This is a genomic window from Massilia sp. GCM10023247, assembly GCF_042653325.1.
Lineage (GTDB): Bacteria > Pseudomonadota > Gammaproteobacteria > Burkholderiales > Burkholderiaceae_D > Telluria.
This window is the reverse complement of sequence record NZ_JBHSIB010000011.1, coordinates 326,514-346,861: the sequence shown is the minus strand read 5'-3', so window position 1 is coordinate 346,861 and position 20,348 is coordinate 326,514. Positions and strand designations below refer to the sequence as shown.

Below are 20,348 nucleotides of genomic sequence, written 5' to 3'. Positions count from 1 at the left end.
TCAAGCAATAAATTGCTCAACCGCAGTACAAATCTCATCCATTCCTGCGCTGGCGCAAAGCTCCTGTCGCGCGTCCCTTGAGTCGCCCCTGCCGCCGTTTTAGATTGGACTGGACGCGCACGCATGTGCGACCAGTCCAACCTGCCAGGAGCCCTTCATGAAACAGGTCACTGCCCAGTTTGCCGAGCGGCGCCTTGCCGGCGCGACCCGGCGCCAGTTCCTCGTGGCCGGCCCGGCCATCGGCGCGGCCCTGGCCCTGCCCTCGCTGCCCGCGCGCGCCCAGGCCAGCCCGTCCGAACGCTGGTGCGCCACCTGGGGCACGGCGCCGGCCGGGCCGCCGCCCTCGAACAACGTGCAGAGCTTTTCCGGACAGACCCTGCGCCTGGTGGCACGCGCCAGCATCGGCGGCAGCCGGGTGCGGGTGCGCATCTCCAACGAAATGGGCAGCACGCCGCTGCGCATCGGCCGCGCCAGCATCGGCCTGCGCACCAGCGGGGCCTCGATCGCCACGCCGCGGCCGCTGACCTTCGGCGGGCTGGAGGCGATGACGGTTCCGGCCGGCGCCCCGCTGCTGTCGGACCCGGTCGACCTGGCGGTGCCGGCGCAGGCCGACCTGGCCGTCAGCCTCTACCTTCCCGGCTCGGTGCAGGCCACCACCATCCACGACGCCGCCTTCCAGACCAACTATCTCTCCAGCGCCGGCGACTACACCTCGACGCTCTCGCTGCCGGTGGCGCGCACCATATCCTCCTGGCCCTTTCTTACCGAGATCGACATCGCCGCGCCCGTCCCCGCCATCGTCGCGCTCGGCGACTCGATCACCGACGGCGCCCGCAGCACCACCAATGCCAACCGCCGCTGGCCCGACTACCTGGCGCGGCGCCTGCAATCGGCGCTGGGCGCGGCCGGGCGCATCGGCGTCGTCAACCGCGGCATCAGCGCCAACTTGCTCCTCAACGATTATCCGACCGCCCTGCTCGCCGGCCGCGACACACTCGAGCGCTTCGACCGCGACGTGCTGGCCACGGCCGGCGTGCGCTACCTGATCGCCCTGATCGGCATCAACGACATCTGCTACAGCTCCGGATCGAACCCGATCCCGGTGGCCGAGCTGATCGCAGGCTGGCGCCAGCTCATCGCGCGGGCGCGCGCGCGCGACATCGGCGTGATCGGGGCCACGCTGCCGCCCTTCGAAGGCTTTGTCTACTACACGGCCGCGCGCGAGGCGGTGCGGCGCTCGGCCAACAACTGGCTGCGCGCCAGCAGCGAATTCGATGGCCTGGTCGACGTCGAAACCACGCTGCGCGACCCGGCCAATCCGGGCCGCATCCTGCCGGCATATGACAGCGGCGACCACCTGCATCCGAACGATGCCGGCTACCAGGCGATCGCCAACGCGGTCCCGCTGGCGCCCTTCGTCGCCAACAGCACGACCGGGGAAACGCTGTCCGGCTGAGCGTGTGTAACAAGCTGTAATTCCACGCCAAAATGGATACAAGAACACTATCATGGCGACATCAGGAGGACCGTCATGAAAAAACTCGTATTCGCCATCGCCGGCGTGGCCGTGCTCGCGGGCTGCGCTGCTCCCGGGCCCGGCCCCGCCAATTACGGCACCCGCGGCTACGCCCAGTCGGGCGACCCGGGCGAGTGGCAGGTGGTGTCGGTAACGCCGGTGCCGCTCGGCACCGGCGCGCGTGCCGGCGACGCCGGCGTCATCACCAGCTCGAACGTCGTTCTCAATCCGGCGCCGCCGGGCGCGCCCGTGTATGGCTCGCAGCCCGTGTATGGCGCGCAACCCGTTTATGCGCCGCAGCCCGTGTACGGCTATCCGCCGGTGATCGTCCAGGATCCCTACTGGTATCCGCCGGTATCGATCGGGCTCGGCTTCAGCTTCGGCCGCAGCTGGGGCGGCCACCACCACCGGGGCCATTACCGCCGCCGTTGAGCGCGGGTACGGCAGGCGCTGCCGGCAAGAACGTTCTGGAAGGAGGGCCGCACGCTTGTGCGGCCCTTTTTTTCGCGCCTGCGTCCGGCTGCGGGCGCTGCCCGGCGCAGCCGGCGCGGGGCAAGGCGGCGCAACGAGCGGTTGCCCTTATCCAACTACCAACATAGAATGACTTGTCGATGGGCACAGGCGCCGAAACCGGCCTGTTCCAGCGGCGCCAGCACCTGGACCACCTTGATGAGGGCGCCGCGCCCTCGCGAACATGAGCCCATTCGACGACCCGCCGCCACTGCCCTGTACTACGCTGCCCTGCTGCACGCTGCCCTGCGCTCGTCCTTCGGCCGCGCAGGCCGCGCACGCATGAGCGACTCCGCCTCCTTCTCGGGACGCGACTACGCGGCGGCCCTGTGCGTGATCCTGGTCTGGGGCACCAATTTCGTCGCCATGAAACTGGCCCTGCGCGAGCTGACGCCCTTCCAGTTGGGCGCCGGCCGCTACCTGTTCGCGCTGCTGCCGCTGCTGCTGTTCGTGCGCCCGCCCGCCATTGCGGCGCGCTGGGTGCTGCTCTACGGCCTGTTCCAGGGCGTCGGCCAGTTCGGCCTGCTGTTCCTGGCCTTGCGCGCGGGGATGTCGGCTTCGCTGGCGCCGGTGGTGCTGCAGATGCAGGTATTTTTCACCGCCTGGTTCGGCAGCCTGGTGCTCGGCGAAAAGGTCGGGCGCAGCCTGCTGGCGGCGATGGCGATCGCGGCACTCGGCCTGGCCTGCTTCTGCACCGACATCTTCCAGGCCGGGGCGTCCGGGGTGACGCTGGCCGGCTTCCTGCTCAACGTGGCCTCGGCAGCGATGTGGGCGACCTCCAACATCGTGGTGCGCATCGCGCGGCGCGAAGCGCCGCAGTTCGACGTGCTGCCCTTCATGGTCTGGAGCAGCATGGTGCCGATCCTGCCCTTCGCCCTGTTGTCGCTGGCCTTCGACGGCCCCGCCGCGCGCCTCGACTGGCAGGCCGTATCAAGCACCGCCTGGGCCTCGACGGCCTATCTCGGCTGGTTCGCCACGATCCTCGGCTACGCGCTGTGGACCAGCCTGCTCAAACGCCATCCGGCCAACCGCGTGTCGCCGTTCGGCCTGGCGGTGCCCACGGTCGGCATCGCCGCCGGCATGCTCGGCCTGGGCGAAGTCGTCACGCCCTGGCAATGGGCCGGCACCTTCCTCGTCGTGCTGTCGCTCGCGCTGGTGCTGTTCGGACCGCGGCTGCGCCGGGCCGCGCCGCTATAATGCCCAGTTTTACGCTTGCTTACGCCATGGACACGACAAAATTTTCGCGGTATCCCGGTTCCCGGGCTTTCTGGTTCCTGTTCGGCGTCGGCCTCGGCGGCCTGGGCCTGTGGAGCGGCATGCAGCGCGGCCTGATCGGCGAAACCCTGTGCGGCATCGGGCTGATCCTGCTGGGCGTCCAGGGCCTGCTGCGCCCGGTGGTGCTGACCCGGGTCGCCAAGATCAGCAAGGACGAAATGACGCGCGAGGTGTCGGTCGGCTCGGACGTGCTGCACGGCGCGCTGTCGCTGGCCATGGCCGCGGCGCTGCTGGTCGGCATCATCCTGAAGTACATCGTCAAGATCTGAGCGCCAATCCATGGAGCGCCTACGCTCTAGCGCCTGACAACACCTCCAGGGCAAGGCGCGGCGTCGAAGACAGTACGCCTGTACGGCGAGACGCTGCAACGCAGCCATGGAGGTTTTGTCAGGCGCTCTACGCGCCGAACAGGTCGTGCGCGTCCAGGATGGCCCAGGCAATCTCGGGCCGTTCCTGCAGGCGCCTGCGCACGGCCGCCGGCACCGACTGGCGCAGCTTCTTGCACAGGCCCGGCTTTTCCTCGAGCACGATGAGGATGCCGCGCATGCTGCGCACCTCGTTCGGCCCGGGCTCGATGCGCAGCTCGGCGCCGATGTTTTTGCGGATCAGGGCCTGCACGTGGCGCAGGTCCTCGTAGCTGTCGACGCGCTCGATGCGCGCGATCAGGTTCTGCTCCTGCTTGCGGTCGATGGCGAGCGGGCGCAAGTCGCCCCCAAGCGTGGCCAGCAGGCGCTCGCGCTCGCAGACGCAGGCGCCGGGCGGGCACTCGGCGCGCATCGGAAACGGCAGGTTCGGGACGGTCTCGCTCACGCTAGCAGCCATCAGGTTGGGGAGGCGCCGTCGATTCTACCGCAGCCGGCGCCCCTGCCGGCGCCACGCCTTCCAGCATCGCCGCCATGCGCCGGTGGTGCGTGCCTTTCCAGTAGACGCGGCCGCAGCGGTCGCAGGTGGTGAACTCGTCGTGCTGGAGGCGCACCGATTCGGGCAGGCGCGCGAGCACCTCCGACTTCGGGCTTGGGCGCAGCGGCAGGTTGCAGTGCAGGCACAGGCTGAAGGGCCGGGCCAGCGGCGCCAGGCCGAGCCGCCGGTACAGTTCGCGCAACTGGGCCTCCGGCCGGATCGCATGCAGGTAGCAGCCGTGTTCGACCGTGCGCCGCTTGAGCAGTTCGCGGTCGCGCGTGAGCAGCACGCGCGCGTCGGCGGCGGCGATCGCGGCGATCGCCTCGTCGGCATAGGCATTGTCGTAGAGGGTGTCGAAACCGGCCATGCGCAGCAGCCGCGCCAGGCCGCCGAGGTGGGCGTCGGCGACGAAGCGCGGGGCCTGCGGCGCTTGTGCCGATGGAGACGGCTCGAAGGGGTCGCATGTCGGGTAGACGGCGACCCGGTCGCCGTCCGCCAGCATCCGGTCCAGCCCGGCCGGCTCGCCGTTCACCAGCACCCGCGCGACCTCGGTGTGCGGCACGCCCAGCGCCTCGATCATGTGCTTGGTGGTCGCGGCGCGCGCGCAAGGCAGCGCGAACTCGCCCGCTCGCCGCGCGCGCGGCAGGAAGGCGTTCAGTTCACCATGAAAGCGGAAGGTCGCCGTGACCATGGCTTGTGTATCACTCCCGGATCGGCGCTTCGCCGCGGCATGCGCGCAGCACCTCGAGGGCGTTCGGCACGGCCTCGCCCGCAGCCGTATTATCGAAGATGCACCAGACCTTGCGGCCGGCGGCCCGGTGTTCCTCCAGCTCGCGTACCAGCGCCGCGAGGAAAGCGGGCGAATAGGACGAGTAATAGATGCGCGGCGCCCCGTGCAGGCGCATGTAGACGTCGTCCGTGGTCGGCACGTGCGGCCCGGCCTGGCCGGCGGCCGGGTCGGCGATCACGCGGGTGACGCCGCGCTCGCGCAGCAGTTCGGTAGCGGTGTCGCTGAACCAGCTGGGGTGACGCCCCTCGCAGGCGATCATGCAGCCGAAGCGGTCCTGCAGGCGCAGGAAGAAGTCGCGCGCCGTCTCGTCGTGGAAGCCGAACTTCGGCGGCAGCTGCACCAGCAGGCAGCCGAGCTTGTCGCGCAGCTCGCCGACCTCGCCGGCAAAGCGCGCCAGCAAGTCGTCGATGTCGCGCAGTTGGGCATCGTGCGTGATGGCGCGCGGCACCTTGACGGCGAAACGGAAGTCGCGCGGCACGCTTTCGGCCCAGCGCGCATAGGTTTGCGGGCGGTGCGGCTTGTAGAACGAGGAGTTGATTTCCACCATGGGGAACACCGCGGCATAGCGCTCGAGATGGCTGCCTGCCTCCGGGAAGGCTGCGGCTGCTTCCTTCGGGATGTTCCAGCCGGCACAACCGATCAGATGCGGGCAATGGTCGATCGTTTTTTTCATCGGGATCCGGGTAGGTTATTCGACAAGATTGTACGCTCGCCGCCCCCCTTGCGTCGCATGCTTGAGCCGTGCGGGATGGCGGCTATCCGGCCCGGCGCTTAAAATAGACTTGTGCCAACAGAGGAGGAGCCCGCCGTGAGCGACCCGATCCACATCGTTTGTCCCGCCTGCGACGCCGTCAACCGGCTCGACCAGGCGCGCCTCGCCGACAACCCGGTCTGCGGCAAGTGCGCGCAGCCCTTGTTCGCCGGCCGCCCGCTCGACGTCTCGTCCGAGCGCTTCGCGCGCCATATCGCGCGCAACGATATTCCCGTGCTGGTCGATTTCTGGGCCGAGTGGTGCGGCCCATGCAAGATGATGGCGCCCGCCTATGCCCAGGCCGCGGGCCGGCTCGAGCCGCGGGTGCGCCTGCTGAAGGTGGACACGGAACGCGCCCAGGACCTGGCGGCGCGCTTTGCCATCCGCAGCATCCCGACCCTGGCCCTGTTCAAGGGCGGGCGCGAAATCGCGCGCCAGCCGGGCGCCATGGACGCGGGCAACATCGTCGCCTGGGTGCAGTCCAAGCTCTAGGAGTCTGCGCGCGTTTGGCAAAGTTGGCGAAATCGCCACGGATGGCTGTTACAATCCGGGCAAGCGGGGTCGTCCCGCAAGGAGCCACTATGTCGCAGCAACTCGTTCTTGACCGCGGAACCGAAGACGCCAAGCAGCTGGCGCGGATCCTTTACCTGGTCCACGCTTGCACCTTCTTCTTCTCGCTGGGGATGCTGTCCTTCCTGCCGCTGATCGTCAACTACATCAAGCGCCCGGATACCGCCGGCACCCTGGTCTACAGCCACCACAGCTGGATGATCCGTTCGTTCTGGTTTTACTTCCTGTGGATGGTGGTCGGCGGTGTCGTCTTCGCCACGATTATCGGCATCCCCTTCGCCTGGCTGATCTGGGCCGTCGCGTGGGTGTGGAAGGCCTATCGTCTAATTCGTGGTTTTTTGGACCTGAACAGCAACAAACCCATGCCAGTTTGATGTCCAGTTGACGTATTTCCGCTTTTTCGCAGCTAGAATACTTTCCTGACGGCACTAGCCTCCACTCATCAGGGCGAAAAATGAAATCGGTTCAACAGGAAGTCGACGAGCGCAGCTCACTGGCGGGCACCAACAAATTCGAATTGCTGCTGTTTCGCCTCGGCGGCGACGACAACGGCAATCATAGCGAGCTGTTCGGCATCAACGTGTTCAAGATCCGCGAGATCGTGGCAATGCCGGCGATCACCGCGGTGGCCGGCTCGCCTGCGCACGTGCTCGGCGTGGTGAACCTGCGCGGCCAGATCATCCAGGTGCTGGACCTGCCGGCGATCGCCGGCGTCAAGCCCAAGACCGGGCTCAACATCATGCTGGTCACCGAATTCGCGCGCACTACCCAGGCCTTCGCGGTCGAGAGCGTCGAAGAAATCGTGCGCCTCGACTGGAGCCAGGTGATGTCGGCCGAGAGCAGCGCCGGCAGCGGCATGGTCACCAGCATCGCCCGCCTCGACGGCGAGAACGGCGAGCCGGGCCGCCTGGCCCAGGTGCTCGACGTCGAAACCATCCTGCGCAACATGCACCCCGAACCCGCGCCCGGCATCAACCCGCAGAGCGTGGGCGCGAAGATCCAGATCAAGCCGGGGTCCATCGTCCTGGCGGCGGACGACTCGGTGGTGGCGCGCGCCCTTATCGAGCAGGGCCTGGAAGCGATGGGCCTGCCCTTCGTCATGACCAAGAGCGGCAAGGAAGCCTGGGAGCAGCTGGGCACGATCGCGAACGCCGCCGAAAGCGAAGGCAAGACCGTCTACGACAAGGTCGCCCTGGTGCTGACCGACCTCGAGATGCCGGAAATGGACGGCTTTACGCTGACCCGCAACATCAAGAAGAGTGCGCGCCTGGCCAAGCTGCCGGTGGTGATCCACTCCTCGCTGTCGGGCACGACCAACGAGGAACACGTCAAGAACATCGGCGCCGATGCGTATGTCGCCAAGTTTTCGGTGGAAGACCTGTCGGGCGCGCTGCGCCGGGTATTGAACCAGTAAGCGCACGGTACCCGGGGCATGCGACAAAACGGGAGCGTCGAACGCTCCCGTTTTTCGTTGCCGCGCCCTGCCGGATCAGCGTTCGCGCGCCGCCTCGTGCCAGGCCTTCTGCACCGGCGAAAGCAGGTATTCGAGCACGGTGCGGGTGCCGAGCAGGATCTCGGCATTGGCCTGCATGCCTGCACTCAGCGGAAAGCGGGTGCCGTCCGCTTCGAGCGAAGCGCCCTTGAGCGCCACCAGGGCTTTAAAAGTGGCGGCCGGCGCCGCGCCCGGCTGGTCCTGGCTGCCCTGCTGTTCCTTCTCCACCGAATCGGCGCCGATGTGTTCGACCGTGCCCTCGAGCATGCCGTATTTCTGGAACGGGAAGGCCGCGAACTTCAGGCGCACGCGCTGGCCCTGCTTCACGAAGCCGATGTCGTCGTTGGTGAGCCAGACCTCGGCGCGCAGCGTCTCGTCGAGCGGCACCAGGGTGAGCAGCACCGTCCCCGGCTGCACCACGGTGCCGCTCGAGTGGGTGGCCAGCTCCTTGACCACGCTGTCCTGGGTCGCCTTCAGTTCGAGCAGCTCCTTGCGGTGGGTCTGCTTCGCCAGTTCCTGCGACAGCTGGTCGAATGCGCGCTGGGCCTCGCCGCGCTCGACGTGCAGCTGGCGGCGGTAGTCGGAATCGATCTGGACCAGCTTCATTTCCGACTGCTGCACGCCGGCCCTGGCCGACTCGATCATGTGGCCCTGGGTCGCCAGCTCCTGCTCCTTCTCGATGCGCTCGCGCCGCTTGTCGCTGACCAGCACGCCGCCGGCGAAACCATCCTTGCCGAGCTTCTCGAAAGCCTTTTCCTGTTCGCGGTAGTGCGGCAGGACGGCGCGGAACTTGCGCTGGATTTCGAGGGCGGCCGCCAGGTCCTGGCGCGCCTTGGCCAGGCGGCTGCGTTCTTCGGCGAGGGCAGCCTGGAAGGCGGCGCGGTTGGCCCGGTACTGCGACTGGGCGGCGGCCGCCAGGTGCGGCGGGTCGCCCGCCTGCAGCCGGAACGGGGCGTCGGCCAGCTCGGCGTCGACCCGGCGCAGCGCCAGGCGCTTGCCCTGCAGGTCGGCCTGGATCGAATTCGCATCGGCGTCGGTGATCAGCGTGTCCATGCGCATCAGCACCTGCCCGGCGCGCACGGTGTCGCCCTCCTTGACCAGGATCTCCTTGACGATGCCCGATTCCGCCGGCTGCACGATCTTCACATAGCTCTGCGGAACCAGCTTGCCCTGCGCGACCGCGACGATGTCGAGCTTGCCGACGACCGCCCAGGCCGCGAACAGCACCAGCAGCACCAGCAGGAACCACACGACCTTGCGGCCGAGCGGGTTCGGGGCCGACTGCTGCAGGCGCAGCAGGGGCGGCGAAAAGTCGAGTGCGCCCGAGGCCGCTTTGGTCGTGGTTTTTTTCACGATGGATGGTCGATGAGTTGATCGGAAGACGGTCATCGCGGCGGCCTGGAACGGATATTCCCGGTTCCAGGCCCGCCACCCGTCATTAACGGCTGGACCGCCAGCCCACTTGAATTACTTGAGCGCCTTGGTACCCTTGCCCAGGCCTTCGAAGCCCTTCAGCTCGACGCCCGCGCTGCCCGCCAGCGACAGGCCGGCGCCGCCGAAGGCGGTGGTCGAACCGAGGAAGCCGGCGGTGGCCTTGGCCAGCACGCCGGTATCGGCGCCGCTGCGCTCGTCGAGCCAGGTCAGCGACTTCTTCTCGGCCAGCGCTTGCGATACCGCCAGGTCCACCTTCAGCCAGGCGCCGAAGCTCTGCGCCGAGGTCGTGTTGCCGATGCTGCTGGCCGGCAGGCTGAACTCGACCATCTTGCTGGCGCTCAGCAGGGTCGGCAAGCCCAGCGACGCGGGCAGGCGGCTCGATTCGGCTGTCGCGGTCACGGCAATGGCGGCCGTCCCGTTCGAGGCGCTGATGCCGACCTCCAGGCCGAATCGCTTGCCGCCCTTCGCGCCCGGGTTGCCCGGCGCGGTGCCCGGTCCGTCGTTCTGGTTACCGTCGTGGCCGCCCGGAGCGGCATCCTCGCCGTTGCCGACGCCTTCGTTGCCGTGGCTGACCGACAGCGTGAACACGTCCGAGACCGACAGGCTGCCGGCGGTGCTCCCCGTGGCACCGACCTGGTCCGTCGCCGTGACACGCACCTCGATCGCGCCGACCTGCTTCGGCGTGGTGCCGGAGAAGGTGCCGCTGGCCGCGTCGAACTTCAGCCAGGACGGCAGTTCGGTGCCGTCGGCCAGGGTCGCCGCATAGGTCAGCGTGTCGCCCTGGTCGATGTCCTTGAAACTGTCGGCCGGCAGCGCGAACGAGAAGGCCTTGTTGAAGGTGAGCTGGCGGTCGGCCAGCGGCGCCACCACGATCGGCGCGTCGTTGGTGCCGGCCACATCGATCTCGAGCGTCGAACTGGCGGAGGCGATGCCGTCGGTGACGCCGTAGGTAAAGCGCTCCACGGCGCGCGCATCGCGGCCCATCGACTGCACGGCGGCCGAATCGAGTTCATACACATAGCTGCCGTCGGCCTCCAGCGCCAGGCTGCCGTAGCGGCCCTGGCTGGTGCCGGCGGAGACGCTCAAGCTGGTGCCGGCATCGAGGTCGCTGTCGTTATCCAGCAGGTTGCCGCTCGCCACAGGCGCCGCGTCTTCCTCCACCTGCGCCGTGTCGGCCGCCAGGACCGGGACGTCGTTGCTGCCGGTGATCGTGATGTCCAGGGTCGACTGCACCGCTGCCCGGCCGTCGGTTGCCGCATAGCTGAAGCTGTCGACCACCGACTGGCCCGCCGCCAGCGCCTGCACGCCGGCCGCGCCGTTGTCCAGGCGATAGGTGTAGCTGCCGTCGGCGGCCAGGGTCAGGCTGCCGTAGGTGCCGGCGTATACGCCCGGCGCGGCGACTGCCAGTTCGGTGCCGGTATCGAGGTCGCGGTCGTTCGCCACCACGTTGCCGCTGGCGGCGAGCAGGCCGTCTTCGCTCACCTGCGCCGTGTCGGCGCTGACGACCGGGGCGTCGTTGCTGCCGGTGATCGTGACCTCCAGGGTCGAGGCGACGCCTTCGATGCCGTCGGTGGCGACGTAGACGAAGCTGTCGGTCACGACTTCGCCGGCGTTCAGTCCCTGCACCTGCGCCGCGGCGTTGTCCAGGCTGTAGGTATAGCTGCCGTCCGCGGCGATGACGAGGGTGCCGTAGGCGCCGGCATAGCTGCCCGGCGCCGCTACCTGCAGCACGGTGCCGCGATCGATGTCGCTGTCGTTGGCGAGCACGTTGCCGCTCACCGCGGTGAGGCCGTCCTCGGCGACTTCGGCCGTATCGGCGAGCGCCACGGCCGCGTCGTTGGTGCCGATGATCTGCACGTTCACGACCGCGGTCGAGGTCTCGCCCATCTCGTCGGTGATGGTATAGGTGAAGCTGTCGTTGACGACCTCGCCCTGCGCCAGTTCCTGGAAGCGGTCGCCGATGTCGTAGCTGAGCTGGCCGTTGCCGTCGAGGCCGACGCTGGCGCCGATGCCGGACTCGCCGACGGCGATCACGGTCAGCACGTCGCCCGCGTCCGGATCGGTGTCGTTGGCCAGCAGCCGGGTGACCGGCACGGTTACTACGCCGCCGTCCTCGAAGACCGCGAACCCGTCGTCGGCCGCGACCGGCGCGGCATTGAGCAAGGCCGCCATGCCGCCGCGGTCGAGCGTGCTGCCGTCCCCGAAGACGATTTCGGTCACCCCTTCGCTGTGCGCGAGCCAGTCGACCAGCACCACGCTGTCGCCGGTGGCGGCGATCGTCAGCACCAGGTCGCTGTCCGACTGCTCGGCGAGCAGGTCGGCCTGGGTCAGGCCGTCGCGCAGCTTGAGGGTGCCCTTGCCTTGCGCGTCGACGATGCGGTCGGCGCCGTCGCCGATGCCGAACAGGTAGGTGTCGTCGCCCGCGCCGCCCAGCAGCAGGTCGTTGCCGGCGCCGCCAATGAGCACGTCGTTGCCGTCCATGCCGGACAGCTGGTTGTCGCCGTCGTTGCCCGTGAGGACGTTGTCGAGCGCATTGCCGGTGCCCGCCAGGTTGGCGCTGCCGGTCAGGACCAGGTGCTCCACGTTCGCCGCCAGCACGTGGCTGACGCCGGCCAGCACGGTATCGGTGCCGCCGCCGGCTGCTTCGACGACGGTGTCGCCGGCGTGGTCGACCAGATAGGTATCGTCGCCGCCGCCGCCCTGCATCAGGTCGGCATCGAGGCCGCCGTCGAGCAGGTCGTTGCCGTCGCCGCCGAGCAGCGTGTCGTTGCCGGCCCCGCCAAGCAGGACGTCGTCGCCGGCGCCGCCGTCGAGGGTGTTGGCGCCGCCGTTGCCGGTGATGCTGTTGGCGCCGGCATTGCCGGTGCCGTTCAGGTTGGCGCTGCCGGTCAGGACCAGGTGCTCGACGTTCGCCGCCAGCACATGGTGCGCGCTCGAGAGCACCGTATCGACGCCCTCGCCCGCTGCCTCGACCACCAGGTCGCCGGCGTTGTCGACGATATAGGTGTCGTCGCCCGCGCCGCCCAGCAGCGTATCGGCGCCGAGGCCGCCGTCGAGCAGGTTGGCGCCGGCGTTGCCGCGGATCGTGTTGTTCAGCGCGTTGCCGCTGCCGGCCAGGTCGGCGTCGCCGAGCAGGACCAGGTTTTCCAGGTTGGCGCCGAGCGTATAGCTGTGCGCTGCGTGCACGGTATCGTTGCCGCCGGCGGCGGCCTCGACGATCGTATCGCCCGCATCGACCAGGTAGGTATCGTCGCCGGCGCCGCCGATCAGGGTATCGTTGCCGCCCGCGCCGCTCAGGAGGTTGTTGCCGCCGTTGCCGGTGATGATGTTGTCGAGTTCGTTGCCGGTGCCGGTGACGGCATTGCCGGCCAGGGTCAGGTTCTCGAGGTGGGCGCCGAGCGTGTAGTCGATGCTGGAGACGACGGTGTCGTTGCCCTCGCCGCTGTGCTCGACGACGACGTCGCCGGCCTCGTCGACCCGGTAGCTGTCGTTGCCGGTGCCGCCCAACATGGTGTCGGCCCCGCTGCCGCCGTCGAGGGTGTCGTTGCCGGCGCCGCCGATCAGCAAGTCGTTGCCCGCCATGCCGGAGAGCAGGTTGTCGCCGCCGTTGCCGGTGATGGTGTTGTCCTGGGCGTTGCCGGTGCCGCTGATAGCGGCGGCGCCGGTCAGCACCAGGTCCTCGACGTTTGCCGCCAGCGTGTAGCTGGCGCTGGCCCAGGCGGTATCGTGGCCGGCGCCGGCCGCTTCCACGATGGCGTCGCCGCTGGCGTCGACGATATAGGTGTCGTCGCCGGCGCCGCCGATCATCGTATCGACGCCCGCGCCGCCGTCGATCAGGTTGTTGCCGGCATTGCCGGTAATCGTGTTGTTGAGCGCGTTGCCGGTGCCGGCCAGGTGCGCGCTGCCGGTCAGGACCAGGTTCTCGACGTTGGCGCCCAGGGTGTAGTCGAGCGAGGCGCGCACGGTGTCGGTGCCGGCGCCCGCGGCCTCGACCACGACGTCCCGCGCATGGTCGACCACATAGGTATCGTTGCCGATGCCGCCCAGCATGGTGTCGGCGCCGCTGCCGCCGTCGAGGACGTCGTCGCCGCCATTGCCGACCAGGGTGTCGTCGCCGTCCTCGCCGCTGAGCACGTTGTTGGCATTGTTGCCGGTGATGACGTTGTCGAGTTCGTTGCCGCTGCCGTTCGTGGCGGCGCTGCCCGTCAGCACCAGGTTCTCGACGTTGGCGGCGAGCGTGGTGGTGATCGAGGACTGGACGGTGTCGAGGCCTTCGCCGGCCGCTTCCAGCACCTGGTCGCCCGCGTTGTCGACGACATAGGTGTCGTCGCCGCTGCCTCCGAGCATGCTGTCGGCGCCCGTGCCGCCGTTGAGCAGGTCGTTGCCGGCGTCGCCCTGCAGGCGGTCGTCGCCGCCATCGCCGTTGAGGATGTCGTCGCCGTCGCCGCCGATCAGCAGGTCTGCGCCGAGGTTGCCGTTGATCGTGTCGTTGCCGCCGCGTCCGTCGAGGACGTTGGCGCCCGTGTTGCCGTTGATGATGTTGGCCAGCTCGTTACCGGTGCCGTCGATGTCGGCGCTGCCGGTCAGCGTCAGGTTCTCGACATGGTCGGTCAGGGTGTAGGTGATGCTCGAGTTGACCAGGTCGGTGCCTTCGCCGGCCAGCTCGATGACCAGGTCGCCTTCGTCGTCGACGACGAAGTTGTCGTCGCCCGCGCCGCCCGCCATCGTGTCCGCGCCCAGGCCGCCGTTGATGGTGTCGTTGCCGGCATCGCCGAACAGCGTATCGTCGCCCGCTTCGCCATTGAGCACGTCGTTGCCGTTGCCGCCATACACGAGGTCCTTGCCTGCGCCCGCATGGACGGTGTCGGCGCCGTCGCCGGCATACGTGGTGTTGTCGCCGCTGTTGCCGATGATGATGTTGTTGAGCGCGTTGCCGTGGCCGACCAGGTTGTCGCTGCCGAGCAGGGTCAGGTTCTCGACGTTGGCGGTCAAGGCATAGTCGATTTCCGAGCGCACCGTGTCGATGCCTTGGCCGGCCAGCTCCTCGACGCGGTCGCCCGCGTTGTCGACGATATAGGTATCGTCGCCGGTGCCGCCCTGCATCAGGTCGGCGCCGAGGCCACCGTCGAGGGTATCGTTGCCGCCCAGGCCCGCCAGGGTGTCGTCGCCCGCCATGCCGTACAGGACATTGGCCGCGTAGTTGCCGGTGATGAGGTTATCGAGTTCGTTGCCGGTGCCGCGCGCGGTCGCGCCGACCAGGGTCAGGTTCTCGACATCGCTGGTCAGCGTGTAGTCGACGCCCGCTTGCACCAGGTCGATGCCCTCGCCCGCGTTTTCGATGACCAGGTCGCCCGCATTGTCGACGACATAGGTATCGTTGCCGGTACCGCCCAGCATGACGTCGAGTCCGATGCCGCCGTTGAGCAGGTCATTGCCGCTGTCGCCCTGCAGGTAGTCGTTGCCGGCATCGCCGTTGAGGGTATCGTCGCCCTCGCCGCCGATCAGCCGGTCGGCGCCGAGGTTGCCGTTGATCGTGTCGTTGCCGCCCCGGCCGTCGAGCACGTTGGCGCCGAGGTTGCCGTTGATGACGTTGGCCAGCTCGTTCCCGGTGCCGTCGATATCGGCGCTGCCCGTCAGGGTCAGGTTCTCGACATGGTCGGTCAGGGTATAACTGATGCTCGCATTGACCAGGTCGGTGCCGGCATTCGCGGCCTCGACCACCAGGTCGCCCTCATTGTCGAGGAAGTAGACGTCGTCGCCGGCGCCGCCTTCCATGCGGTCGGCGCCGAGCCCGCCGTTGAGGACGTCGTTGCCGGCCTCGCCGAACAGGATGTCGTCGCCGGCGTCGCCGCCCAGCGTATCGTTGCCGTCGCCGCCGAAGACGAGGTCATTGCCGTCGCCCGCATTGACCGTATCGTTGCCGCCCCCGGCGCTGAACGTATTGTTGCCGGCGTTGCCGGTCATGAGATTGTTGAGCGCGTTGCCGGTGCCCTTCAGGTCGTCCGTCCCGGTCAGCACCAGGTTCTCGACGTTGTCGACCAGCGTGTAGTCGATGCTCGAGCGTACCGTGTCGTTGCCGGCACCGACCGCCTCCACCACCACGTCGCCATCCTGCTCGACCACATAGGTGTCGTCGCCGACGCCGCCCTGCATCAGGTCGGCGCCGCTGCCGCCGTCCAGCGTATCGTTGCCGCCGTTGCCGATCAACACGTCGTCGCCGTCCAGGCCGCTCAACAGGTTGTGGCCATTGTTGCCGGTAATAACGTTGTCGAGTTCGTTGCCCGCGCCGCCGATGCTCGAGCCGCCGCTCAGGGTCAGGTTTTCCACGTTGGCGGCCAAGGTGTAATTGACGCCCGCGATCACCTTGTCGGTGCCCTCGCCTTCGCGTTCGACCACGGTATCGAGGACGTTGTCGACGATATAGGTGTCGTCGCCACTGTCGCCCTGGAGGACATCGGCGCCGGCGCCGCCGTCGAGGGTGTCGTTGCCGGCGCCGCCGAACAACCGGTTGGCGCCGGCGTTGCCCTGGATCACGTTGTCGAGTGCATTGCCGGTGCCGTCGATGGCGGCCACCCCGGCCAGGGTGAGGTTTTCGACGTGCTCGCTGAGGGTGGTCGTGATGCTGGACTGGACGGTGTCGGTGCCCTCGCCTGCCGCTTCGATCACGCGGTCGCCCAGGTCGTCGACGACATAGATGTCGTCGCCCAGGCCGCCTTCCATGCGGTCCGCGCCAAGTCCGCCATTGAGGGTGTCGTTGCCGGCGCCGCCGGCGAGCGTGTTGGCGCCGGCATTGCCGGTGATGACGTTGTCGAGCTGGTTGCCGTTCCCGTTCAGGTCGGCCGTCCCGACCAGCACCAGGTTCTCCAGGTTGTCGCCGAGCGTGTAGTCGATGCTCGAGCGCACCGTGTCGTTCCCGGCGCCGGCTGCCTCGGTCACGCGGTCGCCGCTGGAGTCGACCACGTAGGTGTCGTCGCCCGCGCCGCCCTGCATGTCGTCGTCGCCGGCACCGCCGTCGAGGGTGTCGGCGCCGTTGCCGCCGATCAGGGTGTCGTTACCGTCGAGGCCGCTCAAGACGTTGAAGCCGCTGTTGCCGACGATGACATTGTCGAGCGCATTGCCGGTGCCGCTGATGTGGCCGCTTCCGGTCAGCGTCAAGTTCTCGACGTTGTCGGCCAGGGTGTAGCTGACGCTCGCCTGGACGGTATCGGTGCCCTCGCCCGCCATTTCGACCACCCGGTCTCCCGCATTGTCGACCACATAGGTGTCGTTGCCGGCCCCGCCGATCAGCGTATCGGCGCCCGTGCGGCCGTCCAGTATGTTCGCACCCGCGTTGCCCGTGATCGTATTGTTCAGCGCATTGCCGGTGCCGTTGATGTCGGCGCTGCCGGTCAGGACCAGGTCGTCGACGTTCGATGGCAGGGTGGTGGTCACGGACGAGTTTACAGTTGTCATTATTTTTCCTCTTGTTAGCGGGGTAGCGGCTGGGGAACTGCGATCAGATGGCGTTCAGGATGGTTCAGGCGGCCGGGGCCGGGTTGGAAGGGGGCACCACCTGCATCATCGGTGCGGCCTGGGTACGTGCCCGCGCCGCTGCATGCGTCGATGCCTGCGCGGACTTGTCGAAGCTGAAGACCTCGTCGACCTGCAGGCCGCGCGGGATCTGGTGGGTGATGAAGACCATCGTGACCTTGCCCTTGAGCCCGTTCACGGTGCGGGCGAATTGTTCGGCCGTCTGCTGGTCGAGGTTCGAGACGGCTTCGTCGAAGACCAGGATGGCCGGTTTGCGCAGCAAGGCGCGGGCGATCGCCAGGCGCTGGCGCTGGCCGCCGGACAGGCCGGTACCGCGCTCGCCGATCTCGGTCTGGTAGCCCTGCGGCAGCTTGTCGATGGTTTCGTGGATTTCGGCAGCCTTGCAGGCGGCGATCACCTCCTCGAAGCTGGCGTGCGGGTAAGCCATGACCAGGTTGTCGTAGATGGTGCCGGAAAACAGCACGGTTTCCTGGGGCACGACGCCGAAGGCCTGGCGCAATTCGTTGGCGGCCATGAAACGGATGTCGCGGCCGTCGAGCTGGACCTGGCCATCGCCGGGCTGGTAGAAGCCGAGCAGCAGCTTGGCGAGCGTGCTCTTGCCGCAGCCGGACGGGCCCATCAGGACGCTCAGGCGGCCCGGCTTGAAGGCCAGGTTCAGGTTGCGGTACAGCCAGGGATGGTGCTCGGAATAGCGGAAAGAGACGTTGACCAGGTCGAGCGCGCCTTGCCCCTTGGCTTCGCGGCTGGGCGTCAGCGCATACGGTTCGGCCGGCATGTCCATCATGTCGCCCAGGCGCTTGACGGCGATGTTCGCCTGCTGGAATTCCTGCCACAGGCCGGTCAGGCGTAGCATCGGCTGGCTCATGCGCGAGGCAAACATCTGGAAGGCGACCAGCATGCCGACCGTGAAGCCGTCGTTGCCCATCACCAGCATGGCGCCGACCAGCAGGATCGCCAGCGTCATCACCTGCTCGACCGCGTTGGCGGCCACGTTGTAGGTGTTGCCCACCTGTTTGGTCGAAAAGCCCGCGGCCAGGTACTGGGCCAGCAGGTCGCCGTACTTGCGGTCGACGTCCGGCTCCATCTGCAGCGATTTCACCGTGCCCATGCCTGCCAGGTATTCGGTCAGGAAAGCCTGGTTGCGCGCGCCCAGCATGAACTGCTTGTTGAGGCGCTCGCGGAACAGCGGCGTCACCGCCAGGCTCATCAGCGCGATGACGCCCAGCAGGCCCACCGCGATCAGCGACAGCTGCCAGCTGTAGCTGAACATCACGGCCAGGAAGATCAGCAGGAAAGGCAGGTCCAGGATCAGGGTGACGGCGGCGCCGGAAATGAATTCGCGGATGGTCTCGACGCCCTGCAGGCGCGCCACCAGGGTACCGGTCGGGCGCTGCTCGAAATACGGCAGCGGCAGGCGCAGCATGTGGCGGAACACTTCGCTCCCCAGCACCGCGTCGATGCGGTTACCGGTATGCAGCACCAGGTATTGGCGCAGCCAGGTCATGCATGAGGTAAACACCATGAACATCAGCAGGCCGACGCCGAGCACGAGCAGCGTGTTCCGGGTCTGGTGGACGATCACCTTGTCGATGATGGCCTGGGTGAACAGGGGCGTGGCCAGGCCGACCAGCTGGATCGCCAGCGAAGCGAGCAGCACGTCGCGCCAGATGCTCTTGTGCTTGAGGAGCTCGGGCACGAACCAGCGGAAGCCGAAGGCCTTTTTCTCCTGCGTGAAGCCGGCGATGTCCTCGTCCTCGCCGCCGGCGCCGACCGTGGCTTCCTTGGCAAACAGGAGGATGCTCGGGGCAAAGCGCAGGGCCGCGTCGTCGACTGCGATGGTCTCGGGCTCGCTGGAGCCGGCGCGGAAGAAACTCAGGAGCGTGCCGTCGGTCTTGAGCACCAGCACGGCGGCCGCCTGCCCAGCTTCGTCGGTGGGAGCGAGGAAGGCGACGGCCGGCAGCGGCAGCTGCTGCCAGTCGACGCCGTCGAGCGCGCAACTGCCGCTCTTGATGCCGAGCGCGCGTGCCATCTCGTGGAAGCTGCCGAGGGTGTACGGGGGTGGAAACTGCTGGGCGACCAGGGCGCCGTCGAAGGGAATACGATACAGGCCGCACAGGCTCCCAAGAGCCCATAAGACGTCTTCACGCCGAACAGTGTCGGTAAGCGACATAAACCGTTTTTCCCGTAGTGTTGGAGCTGCGCCGGTGTTAGTTATTCGTCACCAGTCTTGCCATAGGGAAAGAGTTTATCACGTCAGTTGCCGTGTGGAAATAGTTAAACGCAAATCGCTTTCGGGTTAACGTAGCCTCAGCCGTGATCTGTTGTGAAGGATCAACAGGCGCAAAAAGGACAAAAAAAACCACCGCAACGCGGTGGCTCGTCAGCTGGCAACAAGGCCGGTTGGCGTCGGGTTTAGCCCTGCAACTGTTCGAATGCCCGTGCGATGTCGGCGATCAAGTCGCTCGGATCTTCCAGCCCGATGTTGAAGCGCACGAGAATGCCCTTGCCGTGCCAGTCGCGGCGGATTGCGCTCATCCGGTAAGGCATCACCAGGCTGTTCGCGCCGCCCCAGCTATAGCCCAGGCCGAACAAGGCCAGGGAATCGACGAAACGGTCCGTCTGTGCTTCCGTGTAGCGCTCGTCGAAGATCACCGAGAACAGGCCGCCGGCGCCGGTAAAGTCGCGCCGCCAGGTGGCGTGGCCCGGGCAGTCCTCGAAGGCCGGGTGCAGCACGGCCGCGATTTCGGGCCGCGCCTTGAGCCAGGCGGCGACCTTGCGCGCCGAGGCGTCGTGGGCCTCGAAGCGCAGCTTCATGCTCGGCAGGCCGCGCATCACCAGATAGGCGTCGTCGGCGCTCACGCCCAGGCCGAGGCGCATGTGCGCCAGCGCCAGCCGGTCGTGCAGGGCCTGGTCGCGGGTGATCACGGCGCCCATCAGCACGTCCGAGCCGCCGGACTGGTACTTGGTCAGCGCATGCATGACGATGTCGACGCCGAGGTCGAAACCCCTGAGCGCGAGGCCGGCCGACCAGGTATTGTCGAGCGCGACCAGCACGCCGCGCGCCTTGGCCGCCGCGCAGATGGCGGGCAGGTCCGGCACTTCCATCGACACGGAGCCCGGCGCCTCGGTCCAGATCAGCCGGGTGTTCGGCTGGATCAGGTCGGCGATGCCGGCGCCGATCATCGGATCGTAATAGCGCGCCGTGATGCCGAAATCGGCGCTGAGCCAGCGTCCCAGCTCGCGGTTCGGGTTGTAGACGTTCTCCGGCAGCAGCACGTCGTCGCCGGTCTTTAACAGGGCAAAGTCGACCATCGCGATCGCCGCCAGGCCCGAGGGCGCCAGCAGGCACCGGTTGCCGCCCTCGATTTCGGCCAGGCGCGCTTCCAGCGTGAAGGTGGTCGGGGTGCCGTGCAGGCCGTAGGTATAGGCGCTCTTGTCCTTCCACTGGCCCGAGCGCATCGCCGCCACGCTGTCGAACAGCACCGTGGAGGCGTGGTGGATCGCCGGCGGGTAGGCGGCAAAGCCGCCCGGGGCCGTGTAATCGGTGTGGACCAGGGTGGTCTGGATCGACTTCTTCATG

The 20,348-nt window shown here is 67.8% G+C and carries 14 protein-coding genes; 7 read left to right on the top strand and 7 right to left on the bottom strand.

The genetic code is table 11. The features are described from left to right. Positions 1-157: 157 nt before the first annotated feature. The 4 genes from ACFPAH_RS11915 to ACFPAH_RS11900 all read left to right on the top strand — a co-directional run bounded on the left by ACFPAH_RS11915 (position 158) and on the right by ACFPAH_RS11900 (position 3,570). A complete protein-coding gene (locus tag ACFPAH_RS11915) occupies positions 158-1,456 on the top strand; it encodes an SGNH/GDSL hydrolase family protein (protein ID WP_379745168.1) in 1,299 nt (432 codons plus the stop codon). Between the two features lie 75 nt (positions 1,457-1,531). Beyond that, entirely contained in the window at positions 1,532-1,948 is a 417-nt protein-coding gene (locus tag ACFPAH_RS11910; RefSeq protein WP_379745165.1) for a hypothetical protein, read from the top strand. A 360-nt stretch (positions 1,949-2,308) separates the two neighbouring features. Beyond that, entirely contained in the window at positions 2,309-3,223 is a 915-nt protein-coding gene (locus ACFPAH_RS11905) for an EamA family transporter (protein WP_379745162.1), read from the top strand. Between the two features lie 26 nt (positions 3,224-3,249). Further along, on the top strand, positions 3,250-3,570 hold the full coding sequence (locus tag ACFPAH_RS11900; RefSeq protein WP_379745159.1) for a hypothetical protein: 321 nt from the start codon (positions 3,250-3,252) through the stop codon (positions 3,568-3,570). Positions 3,571-3,697: 127 nt separating this feature from the next. Here ACFPAH_RS11900 and ACFPAH_RS11895 read toward each other — a convergent pair whose 3' ends face one another. The 3 genes from ACFPAH_RS11895 to ACFPAH_RS11885 are packed head-to-tail and all read right to left on the bottom strand — an operon-like array spanning position 3,698 to position 5,664. Continuing rightward, positions 3,698-4,078, bottom strand: a complete 381-nt coding sequence (locus ACFPAH_RS11895) for a hypothetical protein (protein WP_379745994.1) — start codon at positions 4,076-4,078, stop codon at positions 3,698-3,700. 34 nt (positions 4,079-4,112) lie between these two features. Beyond that, on the bottom strand, positions 4,113-4,892 hold the full coding sequence (locus ACFPAH_RS11890) for a Mut7-C RNAse domain-containing protein (RefSeq protein ID WP_379745156.1): 780 nt from the start codon (positions 4,890-4,892) through the stop codon (positions 4,113-4,115). 10 nt (positions 4,893-4,902) lie between these two features. Further along, entirely contained in the window at positions 4,903-5,664 is a 762-nt protein-coding gene (locus ACFPAH_RS11885; protein ID WP_379745153.1) for a DUF72 domain-containing protein, read from the bottom strand. Positions 5,665-5,799: 135 nt separating this feature from the next. On the opposite strand from ACFPAH_RS11885, the gene trxC reads away from it, so the two are divergent. The 3 genes from trxC to ACFPAH_RS11870 all read left to right on the top strand — a co-directional run bounded on the left by trxC (position 5,800) and on the right by ACFPAH_RS11870 (position 7,726). Next, on the top strand, positions 5,800-6,234 hold the full coding sequence (gene trxC, locus ACFPAH_RS11880; protein WP_379745150.1) for a thioredoxin TrxC: 435 nt from the start codon (positions 5,800-5,802) through the stop codon (positions 6,232-6,234). An 89-nt stretch (positions 6,235-6,323) separates the two neighbouring features. Continuing rightward, on the top strand, positions 6,324-6,686 hold the full coding sequence (locus ACFPAH_RS11875) for a DUF4870 family protein (RefSeq protein ID WP_379745147.1): 363 nt from the start codon (positions 6,324-6,326) through the stop codon (positions 6,684-6,686). Between the two features lie 80 nt (positions 6,687-6,766). After that, a complete protein-coding gene (locus ACFPAH_RS11870; RefSeq protein ID WP_379745144.1) occupies positions 6,767-7,726 on the top strand; it encodes a chemotaxis protein in 960 nt (319 codons plus the stop codon). Between the two features lie 75 nt (positions 7,727-7,801). Here the strand turns inward: ACFPAH_RS11870 and ACFPAH_RS11865 are convergent, their stop codons facing one another. The 4 genes from ACFPAH_RS11865 to ACFPAH_RS11850 form a co-directional block, all read right to left on the bottom strand. Beyond that, complete coding sequence (locus ACFPAH_RS11865; RefSeq protein WP_379745141.1) at positions 7,802-9,157, bottom strand: HlyD family type I secretion periplasmic adaptor subunit; 1,356 nt, start codon at positions 9,155-9,157, stop codon at positions 7,802-7,804. 114 nt (positions 9,158-9,271) lie between these two features. Continuing rightward, positions 9,272-16,690 carry a VCBS domain-containing protein gene (locus ACFPAH_RS11860; RefSeq protein WP_379745138.1) on the bottom strand — a complete coding sequence of 2,473 codons (7,419 nt, stop codon included), beginning with the start codon at positions 16,688-16,690 and terminating at the stop codon, positions 9,272-9,274. A gap of 64 nt (positions 16,691-16,754) precedes the next feature. Continuing rightward, the gene (locus tag ACFPAH_RS11855) at positions 16,755-18,938 is read right to left on the bottom strand and encodes a peptidase domain-containing ABC transporter (RefSeq protein ID WP_379745135.1); all 2,184 of its coding nucleotides are present in this window, start codon (positions 18,936-18,938) and stop codon (positions 16,755-16,757) included. Positions 18,939-19,180: 242 nt separating this feature from the next. Next, on the bottom strand, positions 19,181-20,347 hold the full coding sequence (locus tag ACFPAH_RS11850; protein WP_379745131.1) for a cystathionine beta-lyase: 1,167 nt from the start codon (positions 20,345-20,347) through the stop codon (positions 19,181-19,183). Between the last annotated feature and the right edge of the window lies 1 nt (position 20,348).